Origin of the sequence: Vibrio sp. D3, assembly GCF_043995865.1 — a bacterium.
Lineage (GTDB): Bacteria > Pseudomonadota > Gammaproteobacteria > Enterobacterales > Vibrionaceae > Vibrio > Vibrio diabolicus.
Genome location: NZ_CP171887.1, coordinates 2324192 through 2339194 on the forward strand (window position 1 = coordinate 2324192; position 15003 = coordinate 2339194).

Here is a 15003-nt window from a genome sequence, read left to right on the forward strand (position 1 = left end):
TGTGATAAAACGCCACTTTAACCTATCATTTCAGAGTTGCAAGCCAGCAAAGATGAGAACTAAAGTTCATTTCATCATCTTACACAGGTAAACTAAACAAAGATTTACAATGACGTTGATGAGAAACATGAAAAAAAGAACTCCAGCTACCCCAGCACCTTCTCAAGAAACTCAAGCCGAAGCGATGAGAATTGCCAAATCCACACAGAAACCGGGGCAAACCAAAGAGCAAACCAAGCTGATCGCTCAAGGTATCGAAAAAGGCATCGCTCAATATAAGAAGCAGCAAAAAGAGCGCAATCGTCAAGCCGATAAAGCGAAGAAAAAACAGCAACGTGAAAAGCAACGTCAGCATGAAGAAGTTATCGAACAAGACAACATCACCGACGATGCACCAAACCATGCATCAAGCAAACTGCCTTGGATACTGCTCGCTCTGAGCTGGATTGGCTTTGCTGCTTACATAGTATTGGGGAAATAGCTGATGAGACGCCTGTTACTTGGACTTTTTGTCGTACTTCTCTCTGGTTGCACGATGCCTTCTCACCTTACTCATGCTCAAAGCCAAGATGTTCATATTCGCATTGACGCTCAGTTCAACCCTGATCGATGCGAATACAAAGGCGAAGTCACCGGAAGCGAGGGTCATTGGTATAACTACATTTTCATGACCAATGACGCGATGATGCAAGGCGCAATGAATGATTTAAAAAACAATGCCGCGGCTATCGATGCGGACACCGTTTTTATGGTCTCCCCACAAGATTTTATCACCTCATTTAGCGTGCTGGGCTCCGCTTACCGCTGCAATGGATGACGCCTGAATATGAAAAAAGCCAGCAATTGCTGGCTTATGCACGAAATCCAAGACTGCTAGCGATATCTCTCTCCCGCTCTAGAACCCATTGGCTATCAAAAGGCCCCCAATCTGAAAGTTGATAATAGCCGTCATTATGACGTCGGCCATCTTGAACGAATATGAGTTCAATGCCGATCCCAGGTAACGCCTTGAGTACATCTTGAATTGTACGACGAGGCCACCCCGTTTTTTCGATCAACTTTGGCACATTCGGCCTTTCTAGGTTTTCCACCAACAAGGCCAAATATAGCCGCCTTGCAAAAACAGGACTCAATTCCATTGACACCTCCTAAAATTGTGCTGATTCATTATTTCGTTTTTGCTCAGCGAGATGTTGCGTTTGATCAATAACTCGACTTTTCCATTTGATTTAGACGATTTTTTATTCGATTTATAGTGCATTCATCGTAAATAAGTTACGTAACATCAGTTATCTCAATCTATCTGAAAATATTTTCCACCGCATTTTGTCAGTTTGATTGCTTCTTGATAGGATGCTATAGCTGCCAAATCACTTAAGTGCGTCTTAACCGCGCCAGTGAAAAATAGAACAAAGAAAAAGGAAACACTATGTCGATTACCATGTTTGGTATTCCCAACTGCGATACGATCAAAAAAGCCAAGAAATGGTTAGAAGCCGAGGATATTGCTTACGACTTCCATGACTACCGCAAGCAAGGCATTGATGCAGAAATGGTAAGTGAATTTTGTCGCGCTTTAGGTTGGGAACAGGTGCTCAACAAACGTGGCACAACCTACCGCCAATTAGCGCAAGAGCAGAAAGACACGCTTAACGAAGAAAACGCGATCGCTCTTTTGGTAGAAAACCCTGCGATGATTAAACGCCCAATTTTAAAAGTGAATGATCAACTTCATATCGGTTTTAAAGCTGATCAATACGCTAGCATTTTCAACTCTTAAATAAAGGAATACTCAAGGATGACAGACAGTCCAGTATTGGCACTTGCTAAAGATCTGATCAGTAGACAGTCCGTAACGCCGGAAGACGCAGGTTGTCAGGATTTGATGATCGAGCGCTTAAAAGCACTCGGGTTTGAAATTGAAGTGATGGTATTTGAAGACACCACAAACTTCTGGGCTCGACGTGGTTCAGAAGCGCCGCTATTTGCGTTTGCTGGCCACACCGATGTGGTACCTGCTGGCAAACTGGAGCACTGGGATACACATCCGTTTGAACCAACTATCATTGATGATTACTTGCATGGCCGCGGCGCAGCTGACATGAAAGGATCACTCGCCGCTATGGTTGTTGCAGTTGAACGCTTTATCGCTGAAAACCCAGACCACAAAGGCTCAATCGGCTTTCTAATTACGTCGGATGAAGAAGGACCATTTATCAATGGTACCGTTCGTGTTGTAGAAACGTTGATGGCACGTGGCGAGAATATCGACATGTGTATCGTCGGTGAACCATCCAGCACCGAAGTGGTTGGCGATGTGGTGAAAAATGGACGTCGCGGTTCTATCACGGGCGATTTAACAGTAAAAGGAACACAAGGCCACGTGGCCTACCCTCACCTAGCCAATAACCCAGTGCACGAGTCTCTACTCGCGATTCATGAACTCGCAACAACCGAGTGGGACAAAGGGAATGATTATTTCCCACCAACCAGCTTCCAGATCCCGAACGTATCGGCTGGCACTGGTGCGTCGAACGTCATTCCTGGCGAGTTCCATGTTCAGTTCAACCTACGTTTTAGTACTGAGCTTAACAATGACGCAATTGTTCAACGTGTTACCGAAACACTAGACAAGCATGAGCTGGACTACGACCTAAAATGGACATTCAACGGCGACCCATTCCTGACCGATACAGGCGCGCTGCTAGATGCAGTTGTCGCTGCTGTTGTCGAAGTGAATGATACGAAGCCAGCACTACTTACAACTGGCGGTACGTCTGATGGTCGCTTTATCGCTCGAATGGGTGGTCAAGTCGTAGAGTTAGGCCCTGTTAATGCTACGATTCATAAAGTGAACGAATGCGTGAAAGTGGACGATCTAGAAAAGTTGACTGACATGTACGAGAACACGTTGAAACACCTGTTAGCGAAGTAATCAGCGAGAACACCATGACACCAGAGCAACTCACCGGCACCACAGATTCTCATCTGGAATCCACTTTAGTGGGTCAAAAAGCGTTTCTACTCCACCCTGAAGTAGCTGACGATCTGCTAAAGATGACTGAAGCGGCAACAGAAGCAGGTTTTAAAATGGAAATCGCCAGTGGTTTTCGTGACTTCAACCGCCAAAAAGCGATCTGGAACGGGAAGTTTTCTGGTGAGTTGCCAATTCTCGACATCAACTCCCGCCCTTTAAATAAAGCAGAGTTAAATGACGAAGAAAAATTGATGGCCATTTTACGCTGGTCGGCACTGCCTGGAGGAAGTCGTCATCATTGGGGTTGTGATTTTGATGTCTATGCGCGCAATTTATTGCCTACTGACACCAAACTCAAGCTGGAGCCTTGGGAGTACCTTGAAGGCCACCAGCAAGCGTTCTACCAATGGTTAAAAGCCAACCTTGGTCGATTCGGCTTCTTCTTCCCTTATCAGCAAGATTTAGGTGGCGTTTCGATTGAGCCTTGGCACATTAGCCACCGCACTGTCGGGCAACAGTGCCTCGCGCAATTGACGCCTGATGTGCTCAGAAACCAGCTGATTCAGCAAAATCAGACCGACAACATTGCAGGGGTTGACGTCATACTGAATAATTTGGATAACGTCGTTGCCAAATTTATTCACAATATCACGCCGCCGGAGGCTCTATGATAGAAATACTCACCAGTCCTTGGGTCATTATCATTGTAGTGTTGAGCGTGGTCATTGGTAACATTGCCGCACTCAAATACACCGCAAAAATGAAGTTTGGTCAGATGGATAAAAGCCGTAAGAACGATTTAGATAAGCTGAACACGTTGGATAAACAGCGCTCCGCTGACGAGGAGAGCAACAAAGACGAGCCTCGTTAGTTAAACACCTACTTTATCCCGACACGCCGAATATAAGCATCAAAAAAGGGACCACTGGGTCCCTTTTCAATTATTGTGTAAACGTATCGCGTTAAGTTCGCTTGGTTACTGCTTCACCGTCGCAGCCAATACAGGCGCTAGTGATTTCAAAAACTCTTCTTCTACTGGCTTACCAGAGGAATCCGTAATATTGATAGACGTACGATTGCCTAAATCGCCAAGTAAGAATGTGTACTTACCAGCGTCTAACTCCACTGGTTTAACGCCGATATCGTTCCAGAATTCATCATCCGGAGACGCATATTTCGCAGTGATTGTGCCCTGAGACTGGCTACGCTCTTCAATCTTAAAGCCCATCTTAGGTAGAATATTAGGCAGACGTTGCCAAAGCATGTTGTATTGCGCACGCGCGATAATCACAGGAAGTCCGCTGCGGTCTTTACCCATTGTGATTGGGATCTGTTTAACCAACTCTTGCGCTTTACGCTGTGCTTCTTCACGCACTTCTTGGTCGTAGCGAGCGGTGACCAAGTTCGTCATGAATACATTGTAGCGCTCACGGTTGGTCGCCGTTACTTCTTTCACTTGATTGCCTTCACGCCAGTCAATAAGGCTCACCTTAAAGCCGTGTCGACCATTTGCTTCAGCGCGTACGATTTCATATCGGCTGCCAATTTCTAGCTCTTCATCTGGCGAATCCCACGTCACCCAACCCGTCTCGATGCGAGAATCTGTTTGGCTTTCAACTGGTATTTCGTTGGCAGAAACCATGTTTTGTACGGTTTGCCAAACCTTGTCTAGTTCATCTTTACGAAGTAGCCAAAGTGTCACTTCACCATCACTACTGCGGTCCAGACGTGCACCAGGAATAAGCTCTAGGACTTGTTGAGGTGGACGAATGTCGACATCTTTACCTACACCACCAGCATAGTTACCCTGAGGGATCTCATAGTTAGGGTAAAACTGAGGCTGTGCACCCTGTGGGACATTCCACTCACCCAAATTGGGGGAGTTCAAATACTCGAAGTCATCTTTTGCTTGACGACGTTGATTGGCACCACCTGAACAGGCAGTCAATACGAATACAGCTAATGAACTTAACACTAACTGGCTTGAAAGCTTCATCTATACTCCTAAAACACCGAGGGCGCTTTGGCCCCCAGTATGAACTTCAATCCTAGTAACTCAATCTTAATAGCTCAATTTTAATAAATACCGGCGTCGGTTAACGCCTGTTCGACGATCGGCTGCGATTTTTCAGAAAGTGTGGTTAAAGGAAGACGCAAACCACCTTCTTCAATTAAACCAAGCTTTTGCGCTGCCCATTTTACTGGGATAGGGCTTGCTTCAATGAAAAGGTTTTTGTGTAGAGTCATCAAGCGTTGGTTAATCGCTTCTGCTTCTTCGTACTTACCTTCACTTGCCAAATGGAACATGTCTGCCATGTCTTTAGCTGCAATATTGTTCGTTACCGAGATAACACCATTGCCGCCAAGTTTCACAAAATCGAGACCCGTCGCATCATCGCCACTTAGTAAGATAAAATCTTCGCCACAAAGTTCACGGTGAATTGCAATTCGGTCCAAATCGCCCGTTGCATCTTTTAAAGCCACGATATTATCAAGCTTTGACAAGCGTGCCACTGTTTCTGGCTGCATATCAACAGCAGTACGGCCTGGTACGTTGTATAAAATTAGAGGCACATCACTCGCTTCAGCAATTGCCTTGTAGTGCAAGAACAAACCTTCTTGAGTTGGTTTGTTGTAATACGGTGTCACACTCAGGAAGCCAGCAATACCAGAATCAGCCAGTAATTTGCTAAATGTTACTGCCTCGTGGGTTGCATTTGCACCCGTGCCAGCAATCACAGGGATGCGACCGTCGGCAAACTCAACAGTTTTATTAACGACCTTTACATGCTCTTCAATGGTCAGTGTCGCTGACTCACCTGTTGTGCCTACTGCCACAATACCGTCTGTACCCGCTTCAACGTGGTACTCTACTAGCTTTTGCAGACTGTCAAAGTCTACTTCGCCATCTGCTTTGAATGGCGTAATCAGCGCTACGATACTTCCTGAAAACATGTTTATCTCCCTCATTTAACTCTTTCTGCATGGTACTGTAATGCGATTGAAAAACACAAGAGCGTAAACTCGCTTACAAAGTACAAATGAATGAATAATTATCAGTTGTTAGAGGTCTAGCAACTTAATTGCTCTATTTGGTTTGATTAGCGGCAATATTGATAATCGTGTTGGGCTTTCGAGTGACTTTAGAATCTATCAGTGATTTGGAAAATACTGAAGTGCACAAGCCAGGAAAATATACTCTTGGGTTGCGCTCGCCAAGTCAGACCTGAGTGAATAAAAAGACCAAACAATACGCAAGCACATCATGCAAACGTTTTATTCCCCCAACTCCCTCGTTTACTGCTTGCCTCCAATCGTTCACCTCAAGAGCCAACCTGCTTTTTTGTAAACTAAAAAAAGAACTGACTCGATATTTCTCCGCAATATCTGTGCTAACATCTCTCTATTGAAGAAAGGACAAGAAGCTCATTTATGAAGCAACATCTGGTACTTACAGCAGTTGGAACGGACCGTCCAGGCATTTGTAACCAAGTAGTACACCTCGTTACTCAAGCCGGTTGTAACATAGTCGATAGCCGTATCGCTATCTTTGGAAGTGAATTTACGCTGATCATGCTCCTAACTGGGAACGCCAGTAGCGTGACTCGAGTAGAAACGCAATTGCCTCTACTTGGCCAAGAGCATGACCTGATTACGATTATGAAGCGTACGTCGGCGCACGAATTGCTCGACAACAGCTACACAATGGAAGTGTTTATTGAGTCTGAAGACCGCCCAGGTCTGACTGAAAAGTTTACTAAGTTCTTCGCGGATCAACAGATTGGTTTGGACTCACTCAGCGCGCAAACTATCAGTAAGTCGAAAATTCAACTTGATGCCGACCAATTCCACATTGCGATTACCGCATCAGTAAGTGCGGATTGTAACTTAATGCAATTACAAGAAGATTTCGATGAACTTTGTCAGTCGCTCAACGTACAAGGTTCTCTGAATTTCATTAAAAACACACTATAAAGTAAAGGAAATCACCATGAATACGCTGACAGCAGGCTCGCCAGCGCCAGCCTTCTCTTTGCTCGACCAAGACGGAAATACCGTTTCTCTTGAAGACTTTAAAGGCAAGAAAGTACTTTTCTACTTTTACCCTAAGGCGATGACTCCGGGTTGTACTACACAAGCAAAAGGTCTTCGTGACATCAAAGCTGAACTCGATGCACACAACGTGGTGGTACTTGGCGTAAGCATCGACCCTGTAAAACGCCTAGGCAAATTCATCGAGCGTGATGATTTAAACTTCACCCTGCTTTCTGACGAAGATCATGCCGTTGCAGACCAATTTGGCGTTTGGGGCGAAAAGAAATTCATGGGTAAAGTATACGATGGTCTTCACCGCATTAGCTTCCTGATCAATGAAGAAGGCGTGATCGAACACGTGTTCAACAAGTTCAAAACCAAAGATCACCACGAAGTCGTATTAAATTACCTCAACGAAAACGCATAAGCGCGATCCGTTCTTCAAATAACAAAAAGCCCAGCAAACTGCTGGGCTTTCTTTTGAGCATTGTACTTTGGTAACGCCTACTCTTGTTCGACTGGTTCGTTTTCTTCCGTACTTGGTAAAGCATGCCATACGGCTTTAACTAGTGTCGCCAACGGAATGGCGAAGAATACGCCCCAAAAACCCCACAAGCCACCGAAGACTAACACTGCCACAATGATGGCAACGGGGTGTAGATTTACCGCCTCAGAAAACAGAACAGGAACCAACACATTACCATCCAGCGCTTGGATAATACCGTAAGCAAGCAGCAACCAATAAAACGGAGGCGCAAGACCCCATTGGAACAGACCAACGATGGCGACAGGCACAGTTACAGCTGCCGCGCCGATATAAGGAATTAACACCGATAGACCGACAGCTACGGCAAGCAGCGCCGAATAGCGAAGATCTAAAATGGCAAAAGTCACGTAGCTCACGCCACCCACGATTAAAATCTCGAGCACTTTACCGCGAATGTAATTAGAGATCTGCTCGTTCATTTCATGCCAAACTTTATTCGCGAGTTTACGGTTTTTCGGCAAAACACCACTCGCGATTCTTAGCATCTCTTCTTTGTCTTTAAGCAAAAAGAAGATAAGTAGTGGCACTAAAATCAGGTATACCGCTAGCGTCGCAATACTGACTAATGACGCAAGTGAGCCTTTTACTACACTCTCACCAAGTCCCAACGCTTGGTTTTTGGCATTTGTCACCACGGTTTCTACAATTTCTAAGTTTGCTAACTCAGGATGACGCTCTGGTAGCGTGACAATAAACTTTTGTAACCCGTTGTACATGTTTGGAATATCGTTAATTAGATTACCGACCTGAGTCCAAATCGTCGGAACCAAACCAAACAAAGCGATCAACATCAATCCAACGAACATTAAGATCACGATGATGACCGACAAAGTGCGCGGCACGCCCATGCGACACATTTTTACGACTGGCCATTCAAGTAAATAAGCCAAAACGATCGCGACAAGCAATGGCGCAATCAAATGCCCAAAGAAGTAAATGGTGATAAAACCAAACAGCAAGATCGCGACGAGACTTACTGCATGAGGGTCTGAGAAACGTCGTTTATACCAACGACTAACCATTTCAAACATCTTATGCGGATTCCTTATTGAATACAGTCAATGTGTAGTGCTCTGATGTAGATTGGCAATCAACTGAGTACCCTTGGGCACTGAGATAGTTCACAATGTCTCGTTTAGAGCTGTTATCCACCACTTGAATAACAAGTTGATGATACTGCTGCGTTTCTCCTTGAAAGACTTCAGCAGCGTGACGCTTTGCAAGTAACAGTGCCATAGGGCAACGTTGTTCACGCAAATCAAGTAACATGGATTCCATTGTATTGCTCTGCACTTATGATAGGGTTGTATTGTAACGGCTTTTTGAGCTGGTGCTAGCACTTCTGACATGATTTAACCACATGCTGAAATGACTCGGATATAAAATAATTTACGAAACCAATTCATTTATTTCCGGTCTTATTGCTAGCTTATATCCTCGCGGATAACCAAAACGCATGTGGCGCTGTTGAGAGGTTCTCAGCCTCTAACCACATGCTTATGTATTTTGGAGAACCTTTTAAACGTATGTTAAAACGCACTCGCTCGCTAGTTTGCTTATGTCTTGCAGCTGCAATCAGTTCGCCGACAACTTATGCCAATAGCATTGACTTGCCAGACATTGGCACGGCTGCTGGTGGCACGCTCTCAATAGACCAAGAGTTGATTTACGGCGACGCCTATATGCGTATGCTCAGAGCCAGTAAACCTATCGTTAATGATCCTGTTATCAATGAGTATATTGACGCTCTCGGGCACAGATTAGTAGCCAATGCGAACGATGTAAAAACGCCGTTTCACTTCTTTATGATTCGCGACCGCAATATTAACGCGTTCGCGTTTTTTGGTGGTTACGTAGCGTTGCACTCTGGGTTGTTTCTTCATGCGCGTTCAGAAAGTGAGTTGGCCTCTGTTGTTGCTCACGAGATTGCGCACGTCACACAACGCCACCTTGCGCGCAGCATGGAAGAGCAAGCACGTCGCTCTCCGGCCACATTAGCTGCACTCGCTGGCGCATTGCTGCTTTCGATTGCCTCACCAGAAGCGGGGATGGCTGCAATTACGGCGGCAACCGCAGGTAACATGCAAAGCCAAATCAACTACACTCGCGCAAATGAGAAAGAAGCGGACCGCTTTGGTATTTCGACACTGGCAAAAGCTGGTTTTGATGTTCAAGCAATGCCACGTTTTTTTGGCCGTCTTGCAGATGAATATCGTTATGCGAGTAAACCGCCGCCAATGCTACTGACTCACCCACTACCTGAAGATCGAATTACCGATAGCCGTGCACGAGCAAGGACCTATCCACCAATGCGTGTTGTGCCTTCAATAGACTATCACCTAGCGCGTGCGCGCATTGTGGCTCGTTACGCTGGCATTGATGGACAAGCTGCTTTGGGCTGGTTTGAACGAACTCAAAAGAAAGCCTCTGCGGACATCACACCTGCTTTTGACTATGGGCGAGCACTCGTACATTTAGACAGCAAACGCTTGTCTCAAGCGGAACCTATTTTGAAAAAGTTGCTGGAGCAGGACCCAAGTAACCCGTTCTACCTGGATGCTATGACGGATTTATATATCGAGAAGAAGCAGCCAGAAAAAGCAACCGAGATGCTCCGTAAAGCGTTATCTCGGAACCCTCAAAATAAAGTATTGACCATTAACTATGCCAATGCACTACTTGAGGACAATAAAAACGATCAAGCCACGCGAGTTCTTCAAAGATACACTCATGATTATCCTGAAGATACAAATGGCTGGCACCTAATATCGAAGAGCTACCACGCGCTAGGACGTAGTGATGAAGAGTTGGCTGCGCGAGCGGAAATTTTGGCGTTGCGAGCAAACTGGAATAAAGCGATTCAATATTATAGTGAAGCAAGTAAAATGGCCAAGTTGGGCAGCTTAGAGCAAGCTCGATACGATGCCCGTATTGACCAACTCATGATCCAAAGAGATCGATTCATGGCATTACAATAACGAAATGGAGAAAACCATGTCAGTCGTGATTTATCACAACCCTCGTTGCTCAAAGAGCCGTCAAACACTTGAACTGCTTGAGCAAAATGGTGTTACACCGGAAGTCGTCAAATACCTAGACACACCACTTAACGTAGATGAGCTAAAAGCGCTGTACGCACAACTTGGCTTTTCATCTGTACGTGAAATGATGCGCACCAAAGAAAGCGAATACAAAGAACTTGGCCTAGGCGAAGACTCTGTTAGCGATGAGCAATTGTTCGAAGCAATGGCGAAAAATCCAAAATTATTTGAGCGTCCGGTGGTAGTTGCCAACGGCAAAGCGAAAATTGGTCGACCACCAGAGCAAGTGTTGGATATTCTATAAATGGATTGCCAGATCCTTATTTTGTATTTCAGCCGTCACGGCTCGACAAAACAACTGGCAAGACAGATAGCAAGAGGAGTCGAATCGACTCCTCAATGCCAAGCAATTTTGCGTACAGTTGAAGAATTGTCACCTCACTCACACTCCCCTTCTGATCCAATTGTTACTCTAGAGGAACTGAAAACGTGCGACGGTCTAGCGTTTGGCAGTCCCGTCTGGTTTGGCAACATGGCAGCGCCTTTAAAGCACTTCTGGGATCAGACTACATCTTTATGGGTCAGTGGTGACTTAATCGATAAGCCAGCTTGTGTCTTTACCTCTTCCTCTTCGATGCATGGTGGTCAAGAAACAACGTTACAAAGCATGATGACCCCTTTATTGCATCACGGGATGATGGTTTTGGGCATTCCTTATGCCGAACCAGAGCTACACACTACGCAGTCCGGAGGCACTCCGTATGGCGCCAGCAGTGTAGGCCATGAGGCAACCCTCAGCAGTGAAGAGATTCGTCTGGCACAACAATTAGGCAAAAGGCTGGCAACTGCAGCGTTAAAACTAAAAGTCTGTTAGTAAAATCAAGGATAGTTAATCGATGTCTGACTCTTTAGACCAAACACCACTCGGTACACAGGCTAAAACCTATCGTTACCTAGCTTTATTTGGCAACTTAGCCTTATTAGCCTGGGTCGCAATTTGGCAGCTTGCGTTGTCCCCTCACCCTCACCTTAGCAGCACAACACTTGCTATTGCTTGGTGTATTCCGCTATTACTTCCGTTGCCTGGTATTTTGGCTGGTAAGCCTTACACTCATGCTTGGGCTAACTTTGTTCTTATGCTGTATTTCTTGCATGCGCTGACCATCCTTTATGTGGATGGTGGAGAACGTTGGCTTGCGGCAGTAGAGTTGCTCCTGACTTCACTCGGTTTCGCTGGCAATATTTTGTTTGCTAGAGCGAGAGGCAAAGAGCTAGGTCTTAAGTTGAAGCGCCTCTCTCAAGTAGAAAAAGAAGAAAAAGCGAAATTCAATAAATAACGCCAATCTCAGTCAATCACTGAGCATTGGTTCGAATACGAATTTAGAAAACCAAAAGAGTCGCTATTGCGACTCTTTTTTACGCTTACCACATTGGTGTTTGATCCTTGCGCTTGACGCCTAGAACGCTATCAACGCAATTACGATGCCGAGCGCCACTCGTAGATCAAGTCATACTGTTCTCGGGCAGGCTCCACAATCATCGGCTGAGTTGGGTGCGTTTCGTCCTTTGCTTCCGCCGCGATATCCGTAGGCACTTCAGACTGCTCTTTTTCTACCATAGCTGTATCTTTAGCTTCATTCATCGGAGCAATTGGCTCTGCTTCTTGAGTTAAAGCTGGGGCATCAACTTCACCCAAAGGATCTTCAAAAACCATTAATTGAGAAATAGAAGAAGCTTCCTTCTCAAAAGCTTGTTGAGATGCCAAAAGATGGATGTTGAGCGTCAGCTCATCACCTTGGACACGCTTAATTTCCGTACCCGCAACCGAATTAAGTTGTTTTAACGCATTCTCTAAACGGAAGAAGTCCGTGGCAGACGTTACATTAAGGACTTTCACCGCCAACGCTTTTGAAGATTTTCCAGATACTACCACTGCGCTCTTACTCGCGTAGTAGTCAGCGATGCCATCAACCATCTCAGCAATGGCATTGGCGCCTGATGCGGAACCGTTACGCGGAGAGCGCTGTGCTTCAACAATTCTCATTGGTGATTGATCGTATAACGTCCAGCGAATTTGTTCACCTTGAGCGCGCACAACTAAAACAGCATCCGCTGGGTATCGCTGGCTGGCTTGGCCAATAGGCTCAATAAAGCCGCCCCAAAGATCAGAAACATTCACACCAGTTACATCATCAAAATCACCAACCGGGATCGTGATCGGCAAGCCTCTCGATTTCGCAGCACTGCGAAGTGCTACAACGTTTGAAGAGTCGGAATGCTCCCAAGCAATATTACGATCGTAGCCCTGCTCTTCCACCATCCAAACCAAAATATTGGCGCGATTTGGCGACCAAGATGGCAATTGTGCTTGTGTTAAAAGCGAGCTGATTTGGTCGCTGTTAAACAACATTTTTAAGCTCGCTTTTCCATCAACCTGCCCATAACTCAGTTGGGAAATGTAACGCGCACTTGAACCAAGTGCCTTTTTAATCACTGGATTGCTTAAAGAGGATTGAGAACCGGTCGCTCGAACAATCACATCCTGCATACCTTGTTGACGAGCCAGAGACTCACCGTCGTTCTGCTCACTGTCGATAACCACTTCGGCACGATAGATATCCACCTGAGTTAATGCATATACTGGTAGGGACAACCAACCTATCAGTAAGAGAGCTAAATAGCGCATAGTTTTTATAATCCTCTGAACAAGAACCCGAATAATAAGCAACTATCAAACCTTGAGCAAGGTAAGTACTGAGTAAATTGTCTGTATTATGACCAGCTTTGTTAACTCGGGTCTCAACGAGCACTCTAGTGTTTTTTTTCATAATAAACTCATTGCTTATCCAGCTATCTCAACAAGTTAGACAGTTCATTTTTCATCGTCACGCAAGACTCGTAAAAGAGGCCAATTTGCAAGCAACTAACTCTCAAAAACGCTATTTATGGGAAAGATTCAATCGAAAGTTTGATCCATGCAACGTTGCAAACGATTGCAGGATGATAGTATTCGCCGGATTTGTCTGCGTATCTTGAAAATAGGGAATTATTATGAAAAACGCGTTACAAGGCGCTCAAATGCTCTTTGTCGCTTTTGGTGCTTTGGTGCTTGTGCCGCTTCTAACTGGCCTTGATCCAAATGTCGCCCTCTTTGGTGCCGGTGTCGGTACTCTCCTCTTCCAATTAATGACTAAACGTTCTGTTCCCATCTTCCTTGCCTCTTCTTTTGCGTTTATTGCTCCTATTATGTTCGGTATCCAAACTTGGGGTATCGGCGCAACGATGGGCGGCTTAATGGCAGCGGGCCTGGTTTATGTGGCTCTAGGGGCGATGATCAAAGTGCGTGGTGTTGGATTTATCCATAAAATTCTCCCGCCTGTTGTCGTTGGCCCTGTGATCATGGTGATTGGTCTTGGCCTTGCTCCAACAGCAGTGAACATGGCGGTAGGTAAAACCGGTGATGGTGCTGCACAGCTTGTTAATGGTGATGCTGCGATCATCATCTCGGCGGTCTCACTGCTCACAACCATTGTACTAAGCGTGTTTGCAAAAGGCTTCTTGAAGCTCGTTCCTATTGTTGGTGGTATTCTTGCTGGTTACTCTGTTTCTCTATTCTATGGGGTGGTTGATTTCACTCCAGTAACACAAGCGGCTTGGCTAGCTATGCCAAACTTCACCGCGCCAGAGTTCAACATAAACGCAATCTTGTTCATGATTCCTGTCGCTATCGCACCTGCGGTAGAGCACGTAGGTGACATGCTTGCTATCTCAAACGTTACAGGTAAAAACTACCTGAAAAAACCTGGCCTTCATCGCACAATCGCAGGTGACGGGGTGGCAACTATCGCAGCCTCGATGGTGGGTGCTCCACCAAACACCACTTACAGTGAAGTTACAGGAGCGGTAATGCTAACCAAAGCATTTAACCCTGTGATCATGACTTGGGCTGCGATCACTGCAATCGTACTTGCATTGGTAGGTAAGCTAGGCGCGATTCTTCAAACGATTCCAGTTCCTGTCATGGGTGGCATCATGATTCTGCTGTTCGGCTCTATCGCCACGGTAGGACTTAATACACTGATCAAGAATAACGTTGATTTACATAAGTCTCGTAACCTAGTGATCGTTGCCGTAACACTTGTATTTGGTATTGGCGGTATGGCTTTCGGTATTGGCGAGTTCAGCCTACAAGGTGTGAGCCTATGCGGTATCGTGGCAATTATTCTTAACCTTGTGCTACCAAACGATTTAGGTGAAAACCACGTTGTAGATAACGCACAAATGGAAGAAGAGAACGCGAAATAGTGCGTCTGCGCTGCTTTACTGAGTGGCGCATTTTATTCTTCTCGTATTATAGATATAAAAAAGGCTTGGTTTTCACCAAGCCTTTGTTTTTTCTGTTC

General features: G+C 45.5%; 19 protein-coding genes. 13 read left to right on the forward strand and 6 right to left on the reverse strand.

The genetic code is table 11. The features are described 5' to 3' along the window. Positions 1-127: 127 nt before the first annotated feature. Both ACHFJ9_RS18710 and ACHFJ9_RS18715 read left to right on the forward strand, forming a co-directional pair. Positions 128-481, forward strand: coding sequence for a DUF2956 domain-containing protein (locus ACHFJ9_RS18710; protein ID WP_104970075.1), 354 nt, complete (start codon positions 128-130; stop codon positions 479-481). Between the two features lie 3 nt (positions 482-484). After that, positions 485-817: a DUF4156 domain-containing protein gene (locus ACHFJ9_RS18715; protein WP_081441201.1), complete on the forward strand. Its 333-nt coding sequence runs from the start codon at positions 485-487 to the stop codon at positions 815-817. Positions 818-851: 34 nt separating this feature from the next. On the opposite strand, the gene ACHFJ9_RS18720 is transcribed toward ACHFJ9_RS18715, so the two are convergent. After that, positions 852-1139, reverse strand: coding sequence for a helix-turn-helix domain-containing protein (locus ACHFJ9_RS18720; RefSeq protein ID WP_005380433.1), 288 nt, complete (start codon positions 1137-1139; stop codon positions 852-854). 290 nt (positions 1140-1429) lie between these two features. Here ACHFJ9_RS18720 and ACHFJ9_RS18725 point away from each other — a divergent pair, with 290 nt between their 5' ends. Genes ACHFJ9_RS18725 through ACHFJ9_RS18740 form a run of 4 tightly spaced genes read left to right on the forward strand, consistent with a single transcriptional unit; the run spans position 1430 to position 3848 of the window. Beyond that, entirely contained in the window at positions 1430-1780 is a 351-nt protein-coding gene (locus ACHFJ9_RS18725; protein WP_005380431.1) for an ArsC family reductase, read from the forward strand. Positions 1781-1798: 18 nt separating this feature from the next. Next, complete coding sequence (gene dapE / locus ACHFJ9_RS18730) at positions 1799-2935, forward strand: succinyl-diaminopimelate desuccinylase (RefSeq protein ID WP_316682617.1); 1137 nt, start codon at positions 1799-1801, stop codon at positions 2933-2935. A gap of 14 nt (positions 2936-2949) precedes the next feature. Further along, positions 2950-3648 carry a M15 family metallopeptidase gene (locus ACHFJ9_RS18735; RefSeq protein WP_395355889.1) on the forward strand — a complete coding sequence of 233 codons (699 nt, stop codon included), beginning with the start codon at positions 2950-2952 and terminating at the stop codon, positions 3646-3648. After that, on the forward strand, positions 3645-3848 hold the full coding sequence (locus ACHFJ9_RS18740; protein ID WP_395355891.1) for a DUF2897 family protein: 204 nt from the start codon (positions 3645-3647) through the stop codon (positions 3846-3848). Before ACHFJ9_RS18735 ends, ACHFJ9_RS18740 begins: the two co-directional genes overlap by 4 nt. 105 nt (positions 3849-3953) lie before the next feature. On the opposite strand, the gene bamC is transcribed toward ACHFJ9_RS18740, so the two are convergent. After that, positions 3954-4973 carry an outer membrane protein assembly factor BamC gene (bamC, locus tag ACHFJ9_RS18745; RefSeq protein WP_395355893.1) on the reverse strand — a complete coding sequence of 340 codons (1020 nt, stop codon included), beginning with the start codon at positions 4971-4973 and terminating at the stop codon, positions 3954-3956. 80 nt (positions 4974-5053) lie between these two features. Continuing rightward, the gene (gene dapA / locus ACHFJ9_RS18750) at positions 5054-5932 is read right to left on the reverse strand and encodes a 4-hydroxy-tetrahydrodipicolinate synthase (RefSeq protein WP_012841516.1); all 879 of its coding nucleotides are present in this window, start codon (positions 5930-5932) and stop codon (positions 5054-5056) included. Between the two features lie 477 nt (positions 5933-6409). On the opposite strand from dapA, the gene ACHFJ9_RS18755 reads away from it, so the two are divergent. Both ACHFJ9_RS18755 and bcp read left to right on the forward strand, forming a co-directional pair. Next, complete coding sequence (locus ACHFJ9_RS18755) at positions 6410-6952, forward strand: glycine cleavage system protein R (protein WP_012841515.1); 543 nt, start codon at positions 6410-6412, stop codon at positions 6950-6952. Positions 6953-6968: 16 nt separating this feature from the next. Beyond that, complete coding sequence (gene bcp / locus ACHFJ9_RS18760; RefSeq protein WP_005380418.1) at positions 6969-7439, forward strand: thioredoxin-dependent thiol peroxidase; 471 nt, start codon at positions 6969-6971, stop codon at positions 7437-7439. A gap of 77 nt (positions 7440-7516) precedes the next feature. Here bcp and ACHFJ9_RS18765 read toward each other — a convergent pair whose 3' ends face one another. Together ACHFJ9_RS18765 and ACHFJ9_RS18770 are read right to left on the reverse strand one after the other, a co-directional pair. After that, positions 7517-8590 (reverse strand): AI-2E family transporter, encoded by a 1074-nt coding sequence (locus ACHFJ9_RS18765; protein WP_006741685.1) that lies wholly within the window; start codon positions 8588-8590, stop codon positions 7517-7519. A 1-nt stretch (position 8591) separates the two neighbouring features. Continuing rightward, positions 8592-8828 (reverse strand): sulfurtransferase TusA family protein, encoded by a 237-nt coding sequence (locus ACHFJ9_RS18770; protein ID WP_046875522.1) that lies wholly within the window; start codon positions 8826-8828, stop codon positions 8592-8594. A 257-nt stretch (positions 8829-9085) separates the two neighbouring features. Between ACHFJ9_RS18770 and ACHFJ9_RS18775 the strand changes: the two genes are divergently transcribed. The 4 genes from ACHFJ9_RS18775 to ACHFJ9_RS18790 are packed head-to-tail and all read left to right on the forward strand — an operon-like array spanning position 9086 to position 11937. After that, positions 9086-10537, forward strand: coding sequence for a tetratricopeptide repeat protein (locus ACHFJ9_RS18775; RefSeq protein WP_012841513.1), 1452 nt, complete (start codon positions 9086-9088; stop codon positions 10535-10537). A 16-nt stretch (positions 10538-10553) separates the two neighbouring features. Beyond that, positions 10554-10904 (forward strand): arsenate reductase (glutaredoxin), encoded by a 351-nt coding sequence (arsC, locus tag ACHFJ9_RS18780; RefSeq protein ID WP_005380410.1) that lies wholly within the window; start codon positions 10554-10556, stop codon positions 10902-10904. Beyond that, positions 10905-11474 (forward strand): NAD(P)H:quinone oxidoreductase, encoded by a 570-nt coding sequence (gene wrbA / locus ACHFJ9_RS18785; RefSeq protein ID WP_012841512.1) that lies wholly within the window; start codon positions 10905-10907, stop codon positions 11472-11474. A gap of 22 nt (positions 11475-11496) precedes the next feature. Beyond that, on the forward strand, positions 11497-11937 hold the full coding sequence (locus ACHFJ9_RS18790; RefSeq protein ID WP_012841511.1) for a DUF2069 domain-containing protein: 441 nt from the start codon (positions 11497-11499) through the stop codon (positions 11935-11937). 140 nt (positions 11938-12077) lie between these two features. Here the strand turns inward: ACHFJ9_RS18790 and ACHFJ9_RS18795 are convergent, their stop codons facing one another. After that, positions 12078-13286: a DUF2066 domain-containing protein gene (locus tag ACHFJ9_RS18795; RefSeq protein ID WP_301576301.1), complete on the reverse strand. Its 1209-nt coding sequence runs from the start codon at positions 13284-13286 to the stop codon at positions 12078-12080. A 365-nt stretch (positions 13287-13651) separates the two neighbouring features. Here ACHFJ9_RS18795 and ACHFJ9_RS18800 point away from each other — a divergent pair, with 365 nt between their 5' ends. Then, a complete protein-coding gene (locus ACHFJ9_RS18800) occupies positions 13652-14905 on the forward strand; it encodes a uracil-xanthine permease family protein (RefSeq protein WP_226421026.1) in 1254 nt (417 codons plus the stop codon). Positions 14906-15003 lie beyond the last annotated feature (98 nt).